Origin of the sequence: Streptomyces sp. NPDC002779, from assembly GCF_042888685.1 — a bacterium.
Taxonomy (GTDB): Bacteria; Actinomycetota; Actinomycetes; order Streptomycetales; family Streptomycetaceae; genus Streptomyces.
In genome coordinates this window covers 1-21533 of record NZ_JBIAQC010000026.1, presented here as the reverse complement: position 1 = coordinate 21533, position 21533 = coordinate 1, and the positions used below count along the sequence as shown (strand labels likewise).

General features: G+C 67.9%; 14 protein-coding genes and 3 pseudogenes. 7 read left to right on the top strand and 10 right to left on the bottom strand.

Annotation, left to right across the window (positions count from 1 at the left end; translation table 11 throughout):
- Positions 1-88: 88 nt before the first annotated feature.
- From ACFYW5_RS35195 to ACFYW5_RS35160, 8 genes are all read right to left on the bottom strand, one after another.
- Entirely contained in the window at positions 89-991 is a 903-nt protein-coding gene (locus tag ACFYW5_RS35195) for a helix-turn-helix domain-containing protein (RefSeq protein ID WP_389421214.1), read from the bottom strand.
- Positions 988-3213, bottom strand: coding sequence for a family 78 glycoside hydrolase catalytic domain (locus ACFYW5_RS35190; RefSeq protein ID WP_389421213.1), 2226 nt, complete (start codon positions 3211-3213; stop codon positions 988-990). The genes ACFYW5_RS35195 and ACFYW5_RS35190 overlap by 4 nt, the downstream gene beginning before the upstream one ends.
- Positions 3210-5387 (bottom strand): alpha-galactosidase, encoded by a 2178-nt coding sequence (locus tag ACFYW5_RS35185; protein ID WP_389421212.1) that lies wholly within the window; start codon positions 5385-5387, stop codon positions 3210-3212. Before ACFYW5_RS35185 ends, ACFYW5_RS35190 begins: the two co-directional genes overlap by 4 nt.
- Positions 5384-6133 (bottom strand): hypothetical protein, encoded by a 750-nt coding sequence (locus ACFYW5_RS35180; protein WP_389421211.1) that lies wholly within the window; start codon positions 6131-6133, stop codon positions 5384-5386. The genes ACFYW5_RS35185 and ACFYW5_RS35180 overlap by 4 nt, the downstream gene beginning before the upstream one ends.
- A gap of 9 nt (positions 6134-6142) precedes the next feature.
- Positions 6143-6826 (bottom strand): formylglycine-generating enzyme family protein, encoded by a 684-nt coding sequence (locus ACFYW5_RS35175; protein ID WP_389421210.1) that lies wholly within the window; start codon positions 6824-6826, stop codon positions 6143-6145.
- Positions 6827-6979: 153 nt separating this feature from the next.
- Complete coding sequence (locus ACFYW5_RS35170) at positions 6980-8206, bottom strand: IS701 family transposase (protein WP_389421209.1); 1227 nt, start codon at positions 8204-8206, stop codon at positions 6980-6982.
- Between the two features lie 52 nt (positions 8207-8258).
- Positions 8259-11516 (bottom strand): hypothetical protein, encoded by a 3258-nt coding sequence (locus tag ACFYW5_RS35165; protein ID WP_389421208.1) that lies wholly within the window; start codon positions 11514-11516, stop codon positions 8259-8261.
- Between the two features lie 265 nt (positions 11517-11781).
- The gene (locus ACFYW5_RS35160) at positions 11782-11937 is read right to left on the bottom strand and encodes a hypothetical protein (RefSeq protein ID WP_389421207.1); all 156 of its coding nucleotides are present in this window, start codon (positions 11935-11937) and stop codon (positions 11782-11784) included.
- 636 nt (positions 11938-12573) lie between these two features.
- Between ACFYW5_RS35160 and ACFYW5_RS35155 the strand changes: the two genes are divergently transcribed.
- From ACFYW5_RS35155 to ACFYW5_RS35130, 6 genes and pseudogenes are all read left to right on the top strand, one after another.
- A complete protein-coding gene (locus ACFYW5_RS35155) occupies positions 12574-13938 on the top strand; it encodes an ABC transporter substrate-binding protein (RefSeq protein WP_389421206.1) in 1365 nt (454 codons plus the stop codon).
- Positions 13908-14906 carry a carbohydrate ABC transporter permease gene (locus ACFYW5_RS35150; RefSeq protein ID WP_389421205.1) on the top strand — a complete coding sequence of 333 codons (999 nt, stop codon included), beginning with the start codon at positions 13908-13910 and terminating at the stop codon, positions 14904-14906. Before ACFYW5_RS35155 ends, ACFYW5_RS35150 begins: the two co-directional genes overlap by 31 nt.
- A gap of 112 nt (positions 14907-15018) precedes the next feature.
- Positions 15019-15810 (top strand): carbohydrate ABC transporter permease, encoded by a 792-nt coding sequence (locus tag ACFYW5_RS35145; protein ID WP_389421204.1) that lies wholly within the window; start codon positions 15019-15021, stop codon positions 15808-15810.
- A 46-nt stretch (positions 15811-15856) separates the two neighbouring features.
- On the top strand, positions 15857-17152 hold the full coding sequence (locus tag ACFYW5_RS35140; protein WP_389421225.1) for a hypothetical protein: 1296 nt from the start codon (positions 15857-15859) through the stop codon (positions 17150-17152).
- Positions 17058-17996 (top strand): annotated as a pseudogene (locus ACFYW5_RS35135) (IS110 family transposase); the annotation flags it as partial. The gene ACFYW5_RS35140 and the pseudogene ACFYW5_RS35135, both read left to right, overlap by 95 nt.
- A 15-nt stretch (positions 17997-18011) precedes the next feature.
- Positions 18012-19415: pseudogene (locus tag ACFYW5_RS35130) on the top strand (NF041680 family putative transposase).
- Positions 19416-19489: 74 nt separating this feature from the next.
- On the opposite strand, the gene ACFYW5_RS35125 reads toward ACFYW5_RS35130, so the two are convergent.
- Positions 19490-20325, bottom strand: a protein-coding gene (locus tag ACFYW5_RS35125) for an IS5 family transposase (RefSeq protein ID WP_389421223.1) whose coding sequence is annotated in 2 segments (ribosomal slippage) — positions 19490-19966 and positions 19969-20325 — 834 coding nt in all. Because the reading frame shifts where the segments join, the coding sequence is not laid out codon by codon here.
- Positions 20326-20420: 95 nt separating this feature from the next.
- Between ACFYW5_RS35125 and ACFYW5_RS35120 the strand changes: the two genes are divergently transcribed.
- On the top strand, positions 20421-20936 hold the full coding sequence (locus tag ACFYW5_RS35120) for an NUDIX hydrolase (protein ID WP_389421203.1): 516 nt from the start codon (positions 20421-20423) through the stop codon (positions 20934-20936).
- On the opposite strand, the pseudogene ACFYW5_RS35115 reads toward ACFYW5_RS35120, so the two are convergent.
- Positions 20905-21463: pseudogene (locus ACFYW5_RS35115) on the bottom strand (IS5 family transposase); the annotation flags it as partial. The gene ACFYW5_RS35120 and the pseudogene ACFYW5_RS35115 sit on opposite strands and share 32 nt — an antisense overlap.
- Positions 21464-21533: the final 70 nt, after the last annotated feature.

Below are 21533 nucleotides of genomic sequence, written 5' to 3'. Positions count from 1 at the left end.
GCCGCGCTGCCCGCCCGCTTGCATCTCCTCGTCCGGCGTCCGCGGTGCGCCTGGCCCCGCTCGGGAGTGCGGAACCGGTCACAGGACCTCACAGGACGTGCTGTGTGCGTCGCCACTCCCGTGGTGACTGACCGACGTGCTGCCGGAACAGGCGGGAGAAGTAGTACGGATCCACCACGCCGCACCGCCGGGCCACCTGTCCTATCGTGAGGCCGGTCGTGCGCAGCAGCTCCTGCGCCCGGGCGATCCGTCTTCCGGCGACCCAGCCCATCGGCGAGGTGTCGAGGTGCTGGCGGAACCGTCGTGCGAGCGTCGCGATGCCACAACCCGCCACGCTTGCCAGTTCACCGATCGTGAGCTGGTTCTGCAGCTCCTGGTCGACGTACTGCAGCACGCGACGCAGGTCGTCGGGTACGAGCGCCCCGTACGGAGGCTCGGCCGGGCGGGGCAACTCCGTCAGCTCGTGCAGGACCAGCGTCCCGAGCGCCCGCATCAGCCGCTCGTCCGGCACACCGCGCCGGAACACCTCGACCGCGTACAAGGAGACATCCACCAACTGCGGTCGTTCCTCGGCGGAGGAAACCACCACCGAGCCGCCGGAGAGTACCTCGCCATCGCGACGCCACCCGCATCCCATCAACGGATGGTCCACGTCGTGCGGAACCTCCGCCACCACCCGCTGCCCGGGGTCGTGCTCGGGAATGACATGCGTGCCGATCAGCAGGAAGGGGTCCAAGGTGTCCGCGGCGTACCGGATCGATCGCCCCCACGGCAGGACGAACAGGGCCCCGGCTCGCACCAGGTGTTGCTGTCCGTTGACCCAGATCTTCCCACCTCCACTGCGGCAGAGGAGGACCATGCGCGACTCTACCCGCGCATGCCGCAGCCGCCTGCCAGGCGGGAACTGGTACACGTTCGCCTGGCTCACGACCGGGAACGGCGCCCCACTGACCATCAGCAGATTGTCCAGGAAACCAGCGTTGGAAGTCATCTCCCCGGCGTGATCCAATGCGGACTTGTCAGACAGCTGGAGGGCCCCGTCGGCAGGACGAGATCCAGCTGCGCGCCGGGCTCAACCGTGTGCACGACGTCGCCTTGGCGCAGCTCCAAGTGCCCGGTGGGGCGGGCCGACCAGCGCAGCGTCCGGCCGTCCCGTCGCCACGACACCTCGACCGCTCCCCCACCGGGAAGCGGCAGTCGGCCGGACACGCCGGTCCGCTCGCCGGGGAGCAACTCCAGACGCAGCCCTCCCTCCGGCTCCACCCAGAGCCCGAGCAGCATCCGCGACAGCAGCCACGTCGGAGTGCCGGACCACTGGTGGCAGCGGCTCCACCGAGGGTCGAAGTTCTCCCACCAGGTCGTGGCCCCCTGGTCGAGCAGCCAGCCGTAGAGCTGCTCGATCCGTTGGAGCACCTCGTGCGCCCGGCCGCGACGGACCAGCTCGACGAGCGAGAAGTGCAGGAAGTAGGGCGTGACGAAGCGCTCGCCCGTCGCGAGGTGGCTGGACAGCCGTGGGCCGGCGGTGTCCAGTGGGAAGCAGAAGTCGAGGTGGTCGAGCACCAGTTGGGCGGCGGCCGCCTCGGCGCCCGCCGGCAGAACGCCGGTTCGCAGCGCCAGGGTTGCAGCGTGGTAGCCGAGCGGCTCGGCGGACGTACGACGAGCCAATGTCCCGCGCAACTCCCCGGCCGCGTCCTCCACGGCTGCGGCGTCCCGGTGCTTCACTTCGCGCAGCCATCGAGCCGAGGCGTCCAGGCCGTCGAGGGCCAGCAGTGAGATGGACAGGTCGTCGTCGGCGGCGCCCCAGTCCACGAACGGCCACGGCAGGTCCCCTTCGATCCCGGTGGGGCCGCGTCGGGTGCAGAAGGCCGCGGCGTTGCGTGCCGCAGCCGGCGTCAGCTCGCCGAGCAGCTTGTCGCTACCGGTGAGCGCGGCGTGCCGCAGGACCGCCCCAGGCCACAGCGCGGAATACGACGCGAGGTGCCGCGGGGCGCCGGGACCCTGACCGGCCACGAACCCGTCGTCGTCGGCGCAGGCGGCCGCCATCCGCAGCGAGCGCTCCACGATCCGCAGATCCCCGTGCGAGGCGGCTGCGATTTCCATCCCGACCACGGCATCACCCAGCCACTGGCCGCGCTCGCGGACCGGGCAGTCGACCAGCGCGTCCTCGGAGCAGGCCCGCAGCGTGTCGACGCCGACCTGCCAGATGCGGTCGAGCCGTGGCGATCCGGTCGCCAGGTTGCCGATCGGGTCGGCGGGGACGCTGCTGCGCTCGTCCCAGCGCAGCTCTCCGATGTGGACCTGCGAGGGCTCGGCCAGCACGTGCACCTCGACCCAGCGCCCGGCGCGCGGAGACACCGGCCCCAGTCGCTGCCGCTCGCCCGCGGCGACGTAGTGGTCGAGGTTCGCCGACAGGCCGTTGCTCATCGGGATCCACGGCGTGACCCGGCCGTCGACGAGGTCCTCGCAGTAGAGGAGGTCGACGGTTGCGCCCGCGGGCGCGTCGATCTCTACGGTGGGGCGGCCGAGCCGGATGCGACCGAGGTCGAAGCGCGCCCACACCCCCTGCGCGGGCACCTGCCCGTCCGGCACCAGCTGCCGGGCGAACACCCCGGCGGCCGGGTCGTCTTCGAGGAGCAGCAGACGCTCCACCAGCTCCCCCTCCGCCACCCGGACGCCGGTGAGCGGCGTCCAGGACACCGTCGGGCCCATGTCGGACGTGGGGACGGGCAGGCCGGGCACCGGCACGGCGGGTGACCACGCGTCAGCGGCGGAGCCGGGGCCGGTCCACGCCGGCAGGTCCCGTGTGTCGCACCACTCGACGAAGCCAAGGTTATTGTTGAGACGGCGGACCTGCGAGCGGAAGCCGCGCAACGGCGCTGCCCGCCAGTCGAGATCGGGGCACCCCTCGACCTCGACCCACAGGTGCGGCGCCACGACCGCTGCCTGTTCGGTCGGCACGCCCGCGTGCACGACGTGGAACGCCAGCACGTGCGGACCGGGAGCGAGGTGGAGCGCGACCACGACGTGCTCGGGGCGGTCGGCAGGGGCGCGCGGCGGTCCTTCGGCGACGGGCTTCCCGTCGACATGCAGGACCGCCCACCACGAGGCGGAGAAACGCACGACCAGGCGGCACTCCTGCGGCAGGTCGACCACCGCGCGGACGCCCACGTGTGCGTCGATCTCCGCCGCGCCGTCGGTCCACAGGTGCGTCATGACGTCCCCCCAACCGCGTCACCGGGTCCCACCGCGTCATCGGGTCGTACGGCGACGGCAACCGCGTCGAACCGGTCGGCGAGGTGGACGGTGAGCTCCGTCCCGCCCACCAGGTCCTGCGGTGCCGCTCCCGCCGGGAAGGTCTGGACGTGGTAGCGCTGCCCGTCGCGCAACCCGTGCAGACGCACCCGCAACTGGTCGTCCTCACTGTCCTGCCGCCACACGCCGAGCAGGCAGCCTGCCTCGGAGAAAACCTCCAAAGCTGTCACCGCCTGGGTGCGGTGCAGCGGCTGATCCTGTCCGTGCCGGCGCACCGACGCCCCCGCGAGCAGGTCGGCCGAGGCGTTCGCGAAGGCCACCGCTTCGGTCATCAGCGCCCCCTGGGCCTCATCGAGGCGGTCCACAGGACCGCTGACGGTCATACGCCCGAGCAGCCCTGTGACCAGGCGGTATCTCGTCTCGGCGAGGCTCAGGTCCGGCTCGAGCACGGCCCAGCTGACGGCCTGTGACGGGTGCAGCACATCGAGCACCGCCCGCAGCACATTGGGGAAGCTGCGCCAGCCACCCGGCCAGTGGCCGTGATCGCTGACGCTGCCGAGATGGGTGCGCGACAGCAGGCCGTAGCCCGTGCGCCCACCACCGCTCGCGCAGTTCTCCAGAACGACGTGCGGATGCCGGGCACGCAGCCCGTCGAGCACGGCCTCCCAGCCTGCGGCGAGCTCGAGCGCACCCTGCCCCGGCCCGTGCGGCGTCGCATCCGGCCCCGGCACGACCTCGGTGTTGTAGTCGAACTTGAAGTACGCGTAGCCGTCGTCGACGAGCCCGTCCAGAACGCCGGCCAAGTGGTCCCGGACCACCGGCAGCCGTAGATCGAGGAACGCCCGGCCCGCGTCCAACAGCGGCCGGCCGTCGCGCTGCAGCAGCCAGTCCGGGTGCTCCTCCACGAGGCGCGAGGCGACCCCGGCGACCTCGGGTTCGAGCCAGATGCCCGGTACGAGCCCGGCGTGGCCCAGGTCTCCCGCCAAGGCTTTCATGCCCGCGGGGAAGCGGCTCTCGTCGTGCGTCCAGTCCCCCGCCAGGGTCCACCAGGTGGCGATCTCTCCTTCGGGCGTCTGCGGTGAGTACCACCCGGCGTCCAGGACGAAGGTCTCAACGCCTGTGCCGGTCAGGGCGGCCGCCTGTGCCTCGACGGTCGAGGAGTCGAGCGTGTTCATCGTCGCGTGGTACTCGTTGTAGACGACGCCACGACGCGGCTCGCGCGGCGCTTGGTGCAGCCAGCGATGCCGGTGAAAGGCGTCGACCACCTCCGCGCGGTCCCCCTCCACGGCACCGACCACGACCGGCACCGTCTCCAACTGCTCGCCCACGCCGAGCATGTGGCGCCAGTGTCCACCGGCGTAGTTGGGGCCGCCGGCCTGCGTGTAGACGGTGCCGGAGTCGGCGCCGACCTCCATGCGCCAGCTGGCGGAGGCGTCGACCTGCATGCCGTACGAGATACCCGTCGTGCGGTCCTCCAGCACGTAGAACGGCAGCACGTGCTTCGACGACCAGGAACCAGTCGTCTCCACCGACCAGGCGTTGATACAGGACACCGGGTACAGCGCGAAGTCCGTCACCGGCCGCGACCGCAGGGCGCCCTCCCAGCACCAGCCACCGTCGTAGGTGTGCAACCACAGTGCGTCGAAGTCGCCGTGCGCGGCCAGTCCGCGCAGCATGCCGCTGCTGACGTGGTCGACGGTCAGCGGCACTTCGGTCGCGCGGACGCTTGTCCAGCGTCTCAAGCAGGAGGAACCCGGCCTCGCCACGAAGTGGAGGTCCACCTCGAGACCCCGTGCGCCCGACGAGCCGAGCACGACGTGCAGGCCACCGTCCGCTAGCCGTTCGGCCCGGTGGCTCCGGACGGTGGTGCTCCATGTGCTGCCACAGCCCGTCCACCGGGTGCCGTGCTGCGGGAGCGGGCGGTCGTCCCCGGCCAGCTGCAGCTCGACTTCGGCGCCGAGGTGACCGCTCTGCAACCGCTTGAGCTCCGCCGCGTCGAGCCGGTGGCTCGGGCCGAACGCGACCTGGCGCGCGGTGCCGGCGATGTCGACCGCGTGCACCACTCCGGCGGTGCTGAGCAGGAGAAGCGACCCGTCGACGTCGAGCTCCGGGCGCATGCCACCACTCAAGCTCATACGGCCACCCCGATCGAGGAGCGGATACGGGTCAGCGCGTCGGCCAACGGCGCGTCGAGGAAGAACATGTCGTTGCCTGCGGTGGCGGACTCCCCCGGGGCGATGGCCCCGAAGCCGCTGGCCGCGTGGATGCAGGAGTACTCCATGTTGTGGAACAGGAACGCCGCCGGACGGCCAACGGTGGCGATGGTGCGGGTGCTGTCGCGGCTCTCCACGGCCATCCACGGGTCGAGGACGATGTCGGGTGTGGCGTGGAAGGCGGAGACGAACGGCAGGTCCGTCGCGGGGGGCGCGCCGGCGGTCGAGTAGAGCTGCACGGTGGGTCGGGTGCTGTGCTGACGGGGTACGGCGAGCAGGGGCACGGCCTCGCCGGCGACGCCGGTCCAGTGCCGTTCGCAGTCGTGGTCCCTGACGTCCCAGGCATCGCCGCAGGACAGGCAGTTGAAGGCCAGTGCGTTCTCCCAGTGGCGGTCGCTCTCGTTCTCCAGCGTGTACGACACCACGACGGCGTCGTCCAGAGACAGGTCGACCGTCATCTCGTAGGCCAGCTCGCCGGGCTGACGTCCGGTCGCTTGCCATATGCGGGTGTCCTGCTGCTCCCACTCCGGCACGAGCGTGGTGTACCAGACGGCGGCCGCGGCCTCGCCGATGGCCTCCGGGAAGCCGAGGGAGAAACGGGCGCCGGGAAAGGCCGGCACCTCGCTCAGCCAGGCGCTCATGGTCCCTGCGATAGGTTCGAGTTTCATGATTCCCCCTCAGCAGCTTCGCGCGATGCGGAAGCCGATGTAGTCCGTGCGGTTCAGCGCCCAGCCCGACTGCCCGACCGCCGCCACCCGCAGGTTGGCCGGCGCCGTCGTCATCCAGCTGCCGCCCTTGATGACCGCGGTCGCGGCGTCGGGTTGGTCGGCGGTCCACTCGGCGACGTTGCCCGACAGGTCCAGGACGCCGAACGGGCTGGCTCCGGCCGGCAGCGATCCGACCGGAGCGGTGCCGAGCGCACCGTAGTGGGCCAATGACGGCTCGATCTCGTCGCCCCACGGGAAGACGCGACGGTCGTTGGCCCGCGCCGCGCGCTCCCACTCCGCCGCCGTCGGCAGGCGCACACCGGCCCACGTGGCGAAGGCGCGGGCGTCGTGCAGGTTGACGTGCGTGACGGGGTGGTTCGCCTTGTCCGGCGGCGGGGTCGAGGCCTTCCACCAGCCGGGCGCCTCGCCGCCGCCGTCGGCGACGAAGAACGCCCACTGCTCGTTGGTGACGGGCGTACGGCCGATGTCGTACGCCCCCACCTCGACCCGGGCGCCCGGCAACTCGCCGTCGAACCAGGACGGGTGCCGTCCGAAGCGCTCGGCGAGGTCGTCGACCTGCGTGGGCAGCGTCCCGGTCTGCGCGGTTCCCTGCGGGATGCGGACCAGGTCCAGCTCCAACTTGCTGCTCGGCACAGTGCTCCTTTTCGTACGGTGGTCCACATGGTCCGGTCGAGCGTGCCGGAGGGGATCGCCCGCCTCCGGCACGCTCGGGTTCATTCGCCCGGTTCTAGTAGTGCTTCGTTAGGTTCTGGTTGTCCTGAAGGGTGTCGAGGACTTGGTAGAGGGTCAGGCCTGCGTTTGGGCTTTTGGGTCGTAGCGCCGCAGGGTCAGGAAGGCCTGGGCAGCGGTGACGAGGGTGACGAGGTGGTGCCAGGTGCGGCCCTCGAAGTGGTCCAGGCCCAGACCGTGCTTGAGCTCGCGGTAATCGTGCTCGATCCGCCAGCGCATCTTCGCCCACCGCACCAGGTCAGCGGCCGGTGTGGTGGCGGGCAGGTTCGATATCCAGTAACCCGTCGGGGTGTCCTGGCCGTCCGGCCATTCGACCAGGAGGGTCTGGGTGGGCAGGACACCGTCCCACCGGCCCTTGCCGCCGCCTGCTTCCTGAGCCGCGGCCAGGGACTGCTTGCCCGCGGGCCTCACCGTCAAGACGGTGAACCGTGAGGTCATCGGGCCTTTGCTGCCTTGCCGCCAGGTCACCTCGGTGAACTGCCTGGCATTCGTCTGTGCCGCGAGGGCGGACAGGGCCCGGGGCGGGGTGCGGTAGCGGGGAAGGGTGGGCGGACCGAGCCCTCCATATGAGGGCCGGTGCGGCTCGACATCCTGCGGGTGGGCGACTTCGTTCCCGTTCAGGGCCAGGACAGAGAACAGGCCGCGCTCTTGCAGACCGAGCCGGAAGAGGGTGCTGACGCCATAGCCGGCGTCAGCGACCACGACCGGCGCCTTCAGCTGCCACGCAGCGAGAGTGTCCAAAAGGCCGAGCGCCAGACGCCACTTCTCCTGGTGCACCACGTCGTCGGGGACGCCTGACCTGCGGCACCGGTCCGGATCGTCCGTCCACTCACGCGGCAGATACAACTGCCACTGAAGCGGGCACGAGGCGTTGTCGGTGGCGGCATGGACACTGACCGCGACCTGGCAGTTCGCCCGTTTACCGACCGCTCCGCAGTACTGGCGGGCCACCCCGACCGACGCCTTGCCGCACTTGGGGAACGACACGTCGTCGACCACCCACACCTCGGGCCTGACCACCTGGACCAAACGCTCGGCTATCCGCCGCCGCACCGGCGTCCACTCCCACGGGGACTGGCTGACCAACTGCTGCAGAGCCTGCATGTTGCCGTCCGGCAGCCGCTCGGCCATCGGCTGGATCGACTTGCGCCGACCCTCCAGCATCAGCCCCCGCAGATAGCACTCGCCCCACCGCCGCTGATCCTTGCGCGGCACCGACGCGAACACATCCTCCACGAACAGGCCCAACGCCGCCCGTAATCGGTTGACTTCATGCGTATCCACACACTCCCCATGCTCCTGATCAGCGACAACGCATAGAGCTAACGAAGCACTACTAGTAGTCGATGACCAGCGTCGACTGCTGCGCGTGGCGCATCTTGACGAACGTGGTGCCGTTCGCGACGCGCTTCCAGCCTTCCGGGGCGGCGTCGAGGTCGGTGACCGGTGTGAGATCCCGGCCGTCGACCTGGACGGAGCGGGGGGCGGGTATTCCGGTGACGAGCAGTTGTGACGAAGCCCCCGGGAAGAATCCCAGCCTGGCGGTCAGCCTCGACGAGGTGCGCTCGGCGCCGAGCACGTCGGCGGCGGTGGAGATCCGGGTGTTCGGTTGAAGCAGCGTGGTCTGCACGTCGACGGGGTGGCCGAGGAGCATGACGAGGGGTTTGAGGATGCAGTCGGGGTGGAGGTCGAAGTCCTTCACCGGCGAGTTCGGGACCAGGAGCCAGCTGTCCGGGTAGCCGCCCTTGTGGGGCTCGGTCGTCCGCTGTTGGTGCAGCGCGCTGACCACGATGCCCTCGGCTATCCGGCGCCACGGGAACCCGCCGATGTCGGCCGGCAGGGCGAACGGCTTGGTGCAGTTCGGGTCGGCGACGGTGTCGAGGAGGCTGAGCAGGAAGTAGGCGTAGACCAGGCCCACCCACTGCACCGGTCGGCCGAACCACGGGATGGTGAACATCGTCGCGCCGTAGTCGGAGATGGACGCGTACGGCATGTACGGCCGGTCGGGCGCCGACCACGCGTACAGGAAGGGCAGTCCGGTCCGCGCCCAGTAGATGGCCCGGTTCAGATACCGGGCCTCGCCGGTGAGCCGGTACGCCTCGGTGTAGGCACCGATGCCGTACGCGGAGCCGAGGAGCGTCGGCGTGTGGATCGGCATCTCCCAGACACCCACGGCGCGGGGGACGTCGAACTGTTCGATGAAGTTGAGCGCGCGCATACCCGCCTGGTGAGCGGCGGTGTCGCCGGTGAGCCGGGCATACCGCAGGAGGCCCTGAGCGTGGACCGTCGAGACGCCCATGATCTCGGTTCCGGGCACACCCAGGATTTCGTCTTCCTTCTCCTTGGGGTTGAAGGCCCAACCGCCGGACGGCAGCTGCGAGCCGATTCTCGCGTCTCTGTTCTTCTCGAATTCGGCCAGGGCGCCTTCGAGGTTGCCGAGGTAGAACGGCGCGTGGTACGTGCCGCTGTACGTGCCGTCGGTGTTGCCGAGCGCGCTGCGACCGTTGTTGGTGAGGACGCTGACGACGAACTCGTGGACCCGGTTGAACGCGGCCGTTCGCTCGGCGGGGTCGTCGGTCAGGAGCCCGGCGATGTGCAGGTTCACCGCGCACGGCACGTTTTGCGTTGCCTTTTGGCCGGTCCACGGCACCCACCCCTTGACCTCTGGATCCCAGTAGGAGTTGAGGTAGGCGTGCCGGACGAGCGCGAGCTCGTCCTCCCAGCTGAGCGGCTTCTCGGCGGGCTCGGGGACGCCGTGCAGCGCGTACCAGTCGTCGACGGCGGTGAGCACGTCGTCGGAGGGGTTGACGACGAAATCGGCGCTGACGGCAAGCGGCCGGCCGGCCGCGGCGGGATGGGGAGTCGTCGCCCATGGCGCGTTCTCCGCGACCGGGTTGGGAACGGCCGGGACGAACAGAGAGAGCAGGTGGTTGGCCTGTCCGGCGAGCCAGTTGGGCGAGGCGAACCGCGCGCTGGGGTAACGGTTCTGGCCGTCCCACTGCTGGTTCGTGTCCCAGGCGACCGACACGGTCGACCCACCGCCGGAGATCGCCATCACCGGGACCGTGATCCTCAACGGATGCGGTGTGGTGCGGAGGTTGTCCGGTGGCCAGACATCGAGGGTACTCGACGATCTCTCTCCCGCGACGAGCCATTCAAGGCCGGGGAAGAGCCCCATGTGTTTGGGCTTGCCGAAGCTGCCCTCGCCGACGGTGAGCGAAGGGCCGCCGAAGGCGAGGAATCTCGCCTGACGGTCGGGCGTGATCGAGTACGTGGCCTGGACGGCGCGCGCGGCTGAGCCGGCGTCGTCGGACACGGGCCTGACGGCGAGCCGGAGTTGCGAGGTCCACCGCACGCCATCGGCGTCCGTCACCTGCCCGCTCAATACGACATGGTCGGCGGCCAGTTGAGCGGTGTCAGGGACGATCGGCATCAGCCGGACGCCGTCGGCCGCCGGACCGACGAGGTAGCTCAGCGGCTGGGAGGTCGCCATGCGCTTCCACTCCTGGCCGGTCCGGACGTCGACGAGGAGTTGGCCGTAGCCTCCGGATCCGCGGACGAAGATCGCGCGGACGTTCTTGTTCTGCAGGTGCACGTGCCCTGCCTGGTCCTGGAAGACATGCACACCGCTGGGCCACCAGTGCGCGGACGGGGGCGCGACGGGGACGATGGGCAGGATCGCGCCGAACTGCTGACGGCTGCCGGGCACCTCCATGTCGAACGTGGCCACGCCGGGTACGTCGACGGTCGGGCGCGCCGTCCACAGCAGTTGAGCCTTCCCGTCCGGAGCGATGACCGGAGCCGTCTGGGTCGTGCCGCCCGAGAGGAGGGTCACCCCGTTCGGCAGCGTGACCTTGGCGGGGAAGGCCACGGACGGCTCGCCGCCGACGTTGGACAACTGAATGGCCAGAGTGAGCTCTTCGCCGGGGCGTACCGAGCCCGGCCGTACGATGAGCGGCGCAGCCGCGATTCTGGCGCCAAGCTGTTCGATACGGATGTAGTCGAACTCGATCTGGGCGCCGTCGGCGCCCGGCGGCTCCCTGTCCAGCCGGAAGACCTGTACCGTTCCCTGCTGCCACAGCGCGTTCTTCGCCGCGAGATCCACCGTGTATTCGTGGAACGCGCCGTCGGCCTTGATCGGTATCTCGATCAGCTTGTCCACGCCGAGCGTCGGGGACTTGTCGGTGGCGAAGTAGACCGAGATGCTCTCACCGGCGGTCGCCCGCATCCGGAACCGGAGGATGCGGTCGCGGATGCCGTTGAGGTTCAACGGCGGAGCGGTCATATAGGGGTCGAAGCCGGTGACGCTGGTGCTGAGTGTGCCGCCGCGCACGACGAACGGCGCCAGGCCTTTCGCCGCCGTCCACCCTTCGGCGTTTCCATCGGTGTTGAACTCCCACGCCACCGCCGTGCCGGTGGTGGTGATCGGCTGGATGAAAAGGCCCCGAGCCGAATCGAATTCCCAGAGCTCCATGTCGGCGCGCTCGGCGGCTCCGGCGGGTGCCACCCGGAAAAAGCCGTTGCCGAGCACGGCGACCGCGCCGATACCGCCGAACTGCAGAAACTTTCTTCGCCCAATGCCGTTGTTGCCCATGGTGCGGCCCTTTCGTTTCAGGCTGGCAGGGGAAATGTCTTTCACCCCCGGAGCGGATCGCCCGATCAGACCCCGAAATGCCTCGACACGGTCGAGGCGGGGAACTCCGTTACGCAATCACCTTTCGCGCGGCTCGCAATGGTGACCGCGCGGTGAAGTCAGCAGGTTGCAGTGGAATCTCGCGACGACGCATCTCTCGGCCCGGATGATGGCCGGGCCGCCGACGGGCCCTCCGGGTCTGCACACTGCCGCCATGGTCACCCGCTCACATCTGGACGATCTCGTCGGTGACGATACAGCCGGGCAGGTCGGTCAACAGCTCCTTGGACAGCCGCTTGTCCGGCGTCCGCGACTCGCCCGCGTCGGCCCGCTTCCGTACCCTTCGCGCCCAGTCGATGTCGACGGGACAGTTCGAGGTCATGCGTCATGAGGATCTCCTGGAGCTGGGCCATCAGGCGGATGGAAGCGTCTCCGCAGAACATGCCGATGAGTTGCTGCCCCCATGGGCATCCAGCTTCGGCGAGGTTGCCCGGGTGCAACATGGCCGGGCGAGTCGATAGCTGGACGATTCTCTCAACGTGACTCCGTTCGGGAGTCCGGAGCCGGCCGTGCTGTGCGCGTCACCACTGCCCGGGGATGGACCGACGTGCTGCCCGGAACAGAGGGATGGCCGTCTGACAGGCTTCGGCTATACGGTCAACCACCGGCACCCGTACGGTAGTTAATTCCCTGGCACGGCCCCCACCGGCGTCCGCAGCAGTGGGATTTTCCTGAGCCGCGTCGATGTATTGACAGCGGATGTGACACGGACCTAGGTTCTCGCCCAGCTCATTGAAACGATCCAGAGCGCTTTTTAGCACCACCACCCGGACTACACGGTCGCGGGTCAGAGGAAGGTGTACGCATGCCTCGATTTAGCACGAGCAAACGATGTCCCCGTGGATTCATGGGGTCGCGGGATTCGACGACAATGCGCCTGGCCGCAACCGCCGCGGCCCTGTCGGTTGTCCTTGTCGCCTGCGGTAGGGGAGGGGACGATTCGTCGTCAGGGGATACCGTGACGATCACCCTGGAAGGCCCGAACCAATGGAGCGAGAGCGGTTCGTCTTTCGGTAAGCCCTGGGAAGATCTGGTCGCGTCTTTCCAGAAGGCGGAGCCGAATATCAAGGTCAAAACCGTCGTGCTGCCGCTGAACAGTTTCACGCAGACGATCTCTACGCATCTTGCCTCCGGCACCGCACCGGAGCTGGTATTCAGCATGGTGCCCCACAAGCCGCACATGGTGCACCCCCTGGATGAGTATCTCGCGAAGCCCAACCCCTACATCAAGTCCGGGCCGGGCAGCGAGAAGTGGCTCGACGCCTTCAGGAGTCGCTACTTCGTCCAGGGGAACCCGAACATCCGCAACCCTGAGGGCAAGGTCGAGTTCGTGCCCTTCAACCTGGTCGGAACGGGGGTGTTCTACAACAAGGAGGCGTTCGCCAAGGCCGGCCTGACGGCGCCGTTCAAAACCTACGAAGACCTCATCCAAGGGTGCGGCAAGCTGAAGGCCGCAGGCTACACACCGCTCGCGATGGACCGCTCCGACATCGGACCCGAATGGACGCTTCGCGCGATCAGCGGGATGTTGCTGGACAAGCACGTCGATCGGTTCAACGACTTCAACGTGGACGGGAAGCCAGGAAAGGCGACGTCAGCGACTGGCGATCCCTCTGTCACCGAGAAGGCCAGGACCAAGGCCGTGCTCACCGGCGAGCTCACGACGAAGACCCCCGAGGTCGTCGCGACGCTCGAGCTCCTCAAGGAGATGTGGAACGCGTGCGTGGACGAGCAGTGGTCGGGTAACACCGAAGGGCTCAACGGTGCTGTAGTCGGACTGCGTGACTTCTCCACCGCCAAGGCCGCCATGGCGTGGGGCGTCAACTTCGGCGTCACTTCCATGAAGGACGTCAAGTTCGATGTCGCCAGCATGCCGTTCCCGCAGATCACCGAGGCGTCGACCCCGCTCGCCAGCGGCGCTCCGCCGAGGTTCGGGGCCAGCATCGGCGGCACCAGCTACATGATCCCGTCGACGGTCAAGGGCGAGAAGCTCGCCGCCACCGTGAAGTTCCTGCAGTTCGTCAGTGCGCCGGCGAACATCGACCCCTGGCTGAAGGCGACTGGCGGCATCTCCGCGGTCGAGGGCGCGACGGGCGCAGAAGAGACGAGTGTGTTCGCCGAGGGAACGTGGGGCGACACTGCTCCCCTGGAGCTGCCTGTCGGGCCGACGAGTGTCACCAAGCTGAGCCTCTACGAGGGCTGGCTGTTGGGGACGAAGTCCCTGCAGGAGCAGCAGAGCTACCTCCAGGACCTGTGGACCAAGGGCGCACAACAGATCGTCAAGGACAGGAAATGGGACAACGAACCCTGGGCAAAGGGATGACGGTCGGCAACGACACACAGGTCACAGAGCCGCGTCGCGAGGAGACACGACGAGCCGAAGGAGGGGCGAAGCCGCGATCACGGAAACGCTTTCCCTGGTACGCCTACCTGGCCCTCCTGCCGCTCTTCGCAACGCTGGCGGTGTTTGCGTACTACCCGGCGGCGAGCGGGATCTGGCACTCGTTCTACGAGTGGCGGCCGGGCTTCGACTCGCCCTTCGTGGGGCTGGACAACTACGCGACGATGGTGGCCGACGACCTGTGGTGGGATTCCTTCCGCAACCTCGGTGTCATCTTCATCTTCGGCGTCACCGTGGCCTGGGCGATTCCGTTGCTCGCGGCTGAGCTCATCATCAGCCTCAAGAGCAAGCGTGCACAGTTCTTCTTCCGTACCGCCCTGATCGCGCCGATGGCCTTTCCCGGGGTCGTTACGGTCCTGCTCTGGGGTGCGATGTTCGAACCCAACAACGGCGTCATCAACCGCGTACTGCGAAGCGTCGGGCTTGACGCCCTGGCGCAGAACTGGGTGGGCGATCCGCAGTTCGCGCTGCTGTCGCTGCTGTTCATCGGGTTCCCGTTCGTCGCCGGACTTCCGTTCCTGGTGTTTCTCACCACCCTGCAGAACATCTCGGCCGAGATCTTCGAGGCGGCCGCGCTCGACGGATGCGGCCGGTTCCGACGGTTCTTCGCGATCGACCTTCCCCTGATGACGAGCCAGCTCAAGCTGCTTGTCTTCCTGGCGACGATCAACGTCCTGCAATACGGCTTCGCGGCATACCTGCTCACTGGAGGTGGTCCCGACAACGCGACCCAGGTGCCGGTGCTCCGGATGCTCGGAGTGGCGTTCCAGGGCAGCGACTGGGGTTACGCCGCCACGCTGTCCACCACGCTGTTCGTCATGACGATCCTCCTCAGCATCGTCATCGTGTTCGTGAAGAGGGAGGACCGCACCGATGTCCGTCGACTCTGAGGTCGAGCCTCGCCCGCGCAGTGCCCCGGACCGGAGCGAACCAGGGCGAGCCGCGACACGGCCGGCCACGTCGCGCCGACGTCGGAGCGGCAACCAGCGCGCGATAAAGGGCGTGCTCGGCCTGATCGCGTTCGTCGGGCTCTTCCCGTTCCTCTTCATGCTCACGACGTCGCTGAAATCCAACCAGCAGTACTACGAGTCGTGGTGGATGCCTAGCGCGCCGTTCCACTTCGAGAATTACGCCAGGGCCTGGGAGCAGATCCAGCCGTACCTGGTCACCTCGCTGATCGTCGCGGTCGGCTCTAGCGTCGGAGCGCTGGCGCTGTGCATGGTGGCGGCGTTCGTCTTCGCCCGTTACGAGTTCGTCGGACGGAAGGTGCTGTTCGGCCTCGTCGCGGTGCTGCTCATGGTGCCGGGGATCTCCAGCTTGATCCCCATGTTCGTGCTCATGCGCGACTTGGGGTTGCTCAACACCCGGATCGCGCTTGTCATCCCGCACCTTGTGGGCGGCGCGGTGCTCGGAACCCTGCTGATGAAGACGTTCGTCGAGCAGCTGCCGCAGGAGCTGTTTGACGCCGCACGGGTCGATGGCGCCAGTGGGCCGCGGATGTTCCTCTCCATCATGGTCCCGTTGTCGCTTCCCGTCGTCGGAACCATCGCGTTGGTGACCGTAATCGGCGTGTGGAACGACTTCTTCTGGCCACTGCTCACCGTCACGGAGAACGAGCTGCGCACTGTGTCGGCGGGTTTGCAGTTCTTCCAGACCCAGCATGCGACCGAATACGGTCCGCTGTTCGCGGGATACGCCATCGCGAGCATCCCGTTGCTGGTGCTCTTCGTGTTCTTGTCCAAGCATTTCCTCGCCGGACTGCAGGGAGGCGTTCCCGGCGGCACCAGCAAGTGATTCTCGACGGACGATCGACGGTGACTCAGCCGACAGGAAAGGGCCGATGAGGAGCAGCCAAGCTGCGCCGACGTACGCTGAATATCTGGGCGGCTGCGCCATAACATCTGAAGACATAGCTCGATCGCTCGACGGCCGCTTGCGCTGGTCGCTCGACCCCCATCTGGGCTTCGTCGAGCGTGACTACGCAATTGCCGGCGGCGGGGTGAAGTTTCCTGGCCTTCGGTTGCCTGGTGGTAGCGACGGCAGCGCTGTCTTCGCCCATGTGCGTGAGGACGGAGCACGGCGTTCGTTCGTACACGCCGACGGCGTGAGCCGGATCAGCACATACGGTGACAGCTTCACCCACGGCGATCAGGTGAACGATGGTGAGTGCTGGCAGGAGTACCTGGCCGGGCACCTCCAGGAGCCGATCCGGAACTTCGGTGTCGGGGGCGCCAGCGTCTACCAGACGTATCGGCGCATGGTCCTAGAGGAGGGTAAGAACCCGTCCGAGTTGGCCGTCTTCTATATCTGGGGAGACGACTCGACACGGAGCCTGCTCGGCCGGTCGATGCCGCTGATTCGTCACCTGCCGCAGACCGAGGGCGTCCTCACGTTGTCGGCACCCAGCATTGCGATCGATCTCGACAGCGGCGCCATGATCGAACGAGACAATCCCTTCCCTTCCGTCGAGTCGCTCGAGCGCCTGACAGACGCACAGTGGATCCATGACAACTACAGCGAGGAACTCGCCCTGCAGCTATTTCTCTACCATCGCGGCAGGATCAGCGATGTGGACGAGGTGAGGGTCATCAGGCTGGCCGAACTACTGGACTTTCGTCTAGACCTGTCACGGCCCGATGCGGAACGACGGGCGCAAGCGGGCCTCCTGCTTGACCGTTATGCGCAGCGAGCCAGCATCTTCATCCTGGAAAAAGCCATGGCCTGGGCCACACATCGTGGCCTGAAGGTACTCGTGGCGCTGTTCGACCCTGTGCGTGCGATCCAGCAGATGCATCGCCACGAGCGTCGCCATGATCAGGACGTGGCGGACTACCTCCTACGGGGAGGCTTTGAGTACTTCGACATGAATGAAGTGCACGTGCGTGATCACCGGAAGTACAGCATCGGATTCGACGAGTATATGCGGCAGTTCTTCGTCGACGGGGCGGGACACTACAACCCCCTGGGCAACCATCTCTTCGCTTATTCCATCAAGGGCAGGGTGGTGTCCCTGCTCCACCCCAAGCCGGCGCCGTACCTCGGCCATCCACCGAGCCTCGGAGGGCTACCGCGGCGAGGGCAAGACCGACGCCAAAGACGCGGCCGTCATCGCCGACCAGGTCCGCGTCCGTCGTGACCTTTACCTCTTACGCGTCGGCGACGAGACCGTCACCGACCTCAAGATCCTCACCAACCGACGCATGGACCTGGTCGCCGACCGCACGCGCGTCGTCAACCGGCTTCGAGCCCAGCTCACCGACATCTTCCCCGGCCTGGAGCGTGTCCTGAGCCTCATCAACACAGGTTCGCTGATCTTGCTGACGGGCTACCAGACCCCGGCCGCCATCCGTCGGATCGGCGCCAGGCGGCTGGAGACATGGCTGCGGAACCGCAAAGTCATCCGTGCCGACCAACTCGCGGAGAAAGCCGTTGAGCCCGCCGATCGCCAGCACACCAGTCTTCCCGGGGAGAAGCTGGCTGCCCGGATGGTGCACACACTGGCGAAAGAGGTGATGGACCTCAACCAGCAGATCGACGAGCTCGACAAGCTCATCGAGGCCCGGTTTCGCGACCACCACACCTTCGAAGTGATTACCAGCATGCCCGGCCTCGGCATCATCCTCGGTGCCGAGTTCCTGGCTGCCACCGGCGGTGACATGAGCTTCTTCGGTACTGCCGACCGCCTGGCCGGCTTCGGCGGAGTCGCACCCGTCCCCCGTGACTCCGGCAAGATCAGCGGCAATCTGCGGCGCCCGCAGCGATACAACCGCCGACTCCAGCGAGTCTTCTATATCTCAGCGATGTTCAGCATCCGCTATTGCGATGAATCGCGACGGTTTTACGATCGCAAGCGGGCCGAGGGCAAGCGTCACACCCAAGCGGTCCTCGCCCTTGCCCGTCGTCGAGTCAACGTTCTGTGGGCCCTTCTGCGCGATGGACGGTGCTATCAACCCGTGCCTCCCATCACTCTCGCAGCTTGACAAACACCATTAGGAATCCGGGGTGAGTTCTACTCCTGCCTGACCAGACGTGCGGACGCTCTGTTCGAGCTGGCCGACGCCGTGTTGTGTGCGGACGGCCCGGTCCGGTCGCTGGTGGAGCTGTCGATGGTGGGCGAACACCGTCGTGGGCACGGCGGGCTTTACGACGCCCTGGCCGCCGGCCGGGTGGAGGTGGCCCGGCTGCATCGGGCACTGGCCGCGGTGCCGTTGCCGCGGGCGGCGGACGGGCGGCTAGTCCTGGCCGCCGACATCACCTGCTGGCTGCGACCCGACGCGCACACCTCACCGCAGCGGATCCTGTGCCATACCTACGGACGCGGCAAGGACCAGCACATTCCAGTCCCCGGCTGGCCGTACTCGGTGATCTGCGCACTGGAGACCGGCCGCAGTTCGTGGACCGCTCCGCTGGACGCATTGCGTCTCGCACCGGGCGACGACGCTGCCACGGTCACCGCCAGACAGATGCGTGAACTGGTCGAGCGGCTCGTCAGCGCGGGGCAGTGGAAGGACGGTGACCCGGACATCCTGATCGTGGTGGACGCCGGTTACGACGTGCCCCGCCTGGCCTTCCTGCTCAGGGATCTGCCGGTGCAGGTGCTGGGCCGGATGCGCTCGGACCGCGTCCTGCGCCGAGCAGTACCGCCCCGTGAACCCGGCACCCGGGGCCGCCCGCCCCGCCACGGTGGCGAGTTCGTGTTCGGCGACCCCACCACCTGGAACACCCCTGACGCGAAGACCGTGACAAGGACCCGCCTCTACGGCACCGCGGCCGCCCGAGCCTGAGACTGGCTCCACCCGCGCCTGACCCATCGCTCCGCCTGGACTGCCCAGCTGGGTGCACTGCCGGTGATCGAGGGAACCGTGATCCTCCTCCGGGTCGAGTACCTGCCCAGCCGCGCGACACCGAAGCCGGTCTGATTGTGGTGGTCGGGCACCGACGCCACCCCAGCCGACATCGACCTGCTCTGGCAGGCATTCCTGCGGCGCTTCGACATCGAGCACACGTTCCGCCTGTTCAAGCAGACACTGGGCTGGACCTGTCCGAAGATCCGCACCCCGGAAGCCGCCGACCGCTGGACCTGGCTGATCCTCGCGGCGTTCACCCAGCTCCGGCTCGCCCGCCCTCTCGCCGCTGACCTCCGCCGGCCGTGGGAGAGACCGGCTCCAATCGACGGACTCACCCCCGCGCGAGTCCGCCGCGACTTCCGGCACCTCCGCCCGAAGGCCGCCTGCCCCGCAAGAGCACCGAAACCCTCCCGCCCCGGTCCCGGACGGCCACCCGGACGCAAGAACACCCGGCCGACCCCACGCCACGACGTCCACACAGTCCGCAAAACAGGCATCACGAAACCGAAGACGAAGAAGTCGACAACCCCACGACCTCGCCGCACAGGTTAAAGATCAAGCTAGGGCCTGTTTGAAATATTGATCACTAGGGTCCGTCTTCAAACGGATCTTGCCCAGAGCAGGAACTATGCGAGGGTGACCGCCGCTTCGTAGGAAGTGGCGGTCTTTTCGTATCTGGTGGCGATCCCGCGGAAGCCCTTGAGCTGGTTGAAGCAGCGCTCGATCATGTTGCGTCGCCGGTAGGTCTCCCAGTCGAATCCCGGCGGCCGGCCGCCGTGGCCACCACGCCTGAGCCGGTGCCGTCGCTGGTCGGTCTTTTCGGGGATGGTGTGCGCAACGCCGCGTTTTCGCAGGTAGGCGCGGAAGCCTCGGGAGCCGTAGGCCTTGTCTGCGATGACCTGGTCGGGCCTGCAGCGCGGCCGGCCCGGGCCGGTGCGGGGAACACGGATCCGTTCCAGCAGAGGGCGTGCGCAGACACTGTCGTGGCGCTGGCCGGGCGTCACCAGGATCGCGAGCGGGCGTCCTTTGCCGTCGCAGGCGAGGTGGACTTTGGTGGTCAGTCCGCCTCGGGATCGGCCCAGGGCGTGATCGTCCGGTTCGTCCTGCCGGTGCTGCCCCCCTTCCGGCCGGTAGCGGCGGCATGCTGGTGAGCGCGGACGATGGTGGAGTCGATCTGCACCAGCCAGTCGATGTCTCCGGCCGCGTCGGCACGGGCTTGGATCTGTTGCAGGGCCCGTGTGAACACTCCGGCGAGGGCGTAGCGGCGGAAGCGGGTGTACACGGTCTTCCACGGCCCGTCGCGTTCCGGCAGGTCACGCCAGGAGATCCCGGTGCGGATCTTGTAGACCATCCCGTTGATGACCTGCCGGTCCTCCACGCGAGGCCGCCCCGTGGCGGCCCGGGGAATCAGCGGAGCGAGTAACTCCCACTCCAGGTCAGTGAGTTCATGACGACGTACCACGACACCATGATCCACCAACCAGATGATCTTTGAAGACGGACCCTAGAGCGCCCGAAGTCTCGATCGGGGTTTCGAGTGTGCTTAGGGTCAAGGCCATGGAGACGATGCATCGACCCGCTGCACGCGTGGTCTGTCTGGACGCCTCTGACCGCGTGCTTCTGCTGCGCTGGCGCGATCCAGTCGACGGAACGTGGCTGTGGGAACCGCCTGGTGGCGGCATTGACCCTGGTGAAACGCCGCTGACGGCGGCACGGCGCGAACTCGTCGAGGAGACCGGTCTGGATCCCGACGCGGTCCTGGAGCGGTCCGTGCCTGTCGAACGAAATGTGCGGTGGAAGGGCATGCAGTACGTCGGCACAGAGGACTTCTTCGTGGCGCGCTTCACTGAGGAGCGGCCCTCGCTGGAGAGCGCCGGTCTACTCCCCGATGAACAGGCCAACTTCGGCTCGCACGCGTGGGTGCTGTGGTCGGATCTGGACTCGCTGCTGGACCGGGTCGAGCCGCCACAGCTATTGGCAGTGATCGGTGCCCTGGTGCCAGCGGGCCCCTGGCGTAACGGAGGACACGGTTGCGGCCAGGTCACAGGGACAGGGACTGCCGTATCAAAGTGAGCTGGACGGTCGCTTCGTAGCGGACGGCGAGCTTGTCGTAGCGGGTCGCGACGCCCCGGGCCTGCTTCAGCAGGCCGGCACTCGACCTTGTGCCTGGCCTTGTACTTTTCGCGGTCGAAGCCGGGCGGCCGTCCGCCTGCCGCTCCCCGACGTAGGCGGTGTCCGGCTTGGTCGCGCTTCTCCGGGATGGTGTGCGGGATCTGCCGCCTGCGCAGGTAGGCGCGAATCTCGCGGGAAGAGTAGGCGCGGTCGGCGAGAACGTGATCGGGCCGGACACGAGGCCGCCCGCTGCCGGTCCGGGGCACCTTGATGCGGTCCATGACCTGAATGAACTGTGGTGCGTCGCCGCGTTGTCCGGCAGTGATCACGACCGCGAGGACGTGTCCGGCGGCGTCGGCGGCCAGGTGGAGCTTGGTGCTCAAGCCGCCGCGCGAGCGGCCGAGGCCGTGGTCGTCCGGCTCATCCGCCAGGCCGTCCGGGGACGTCCGGCCCGGACGCGCAGCCCCGTTACCTTCTTCGTGGCCTCGCAAGGAGGCTCCCGGCCTTCGGCCCCGGTATGACTTGAGCCCCCAGTCGAGATGATCGAAAAGGTGGTGT

Coding starts and splice junctions, on each gene's coding strand:
- ACFYW5_RS35140 (WP_389421225.1), top strand. CDS start 15,857: ATGAGGAGCAGCCAAGCTGCGCCGACGTACGCTGAATATCTGGGCGGC.
- ACFYW5_RS35195 (WP_389421214.1), bottom strand. CDS start 991: ATGACTTCCAACGCTGGTTTCCTGGACAATCTGCTGATGGTCAGTGGG.
- ACFYW5_RS35185 (WP_389421212.1), bottom strand. CDS start 5,387: ATGAGCTTGAGTGGTGGCATGCGCCCGGAGCTCGACGTCGACGGGTCG.
- ACFYW5_RS35150 (WP_389421205.1), top strand. CDS start 13,908: ATGGGACAACGAACCCTGGGCAAAGGGATGACGGTCGGCAACGACACA.
- ACFYW5_RS35180 (WP_389421211.1), bottom strand. CDS start 6,133: ATGAAACTCGAACCTATCGCAGGGACCATGAGCGCCTGGCTGAGCGAG.
- ACFYW5_RS35190 (WP_389421213.1), bottom strand. CDS start 3,213: ATGACGCACCTGTGGACCGACGGCGCGGCGGAGATCGACGCACACGTG.
- ACFYW5_RS35120 (WP_389421203.1), top strand. CDS start 20,421: ATGGAGACGATGCATCGACCCGCTGCACGCGTGGTCTGTCTGGACGCC.
- ACFYW5_RS35160 (WP_389421207.1), bottom strand. CDS start 11,937: ATGACCTCGAACTGTCCCGTCGACATCGACTGGGCGCGAAGGGTACGG.
- ACFYW5_RS35165 (WP_389421208.1), bottom strand. CDS start 11,516: ATGGGCAACAACGGCATTGGGCGAAGAAAGTTTCTGCAGTTCGGCGGT.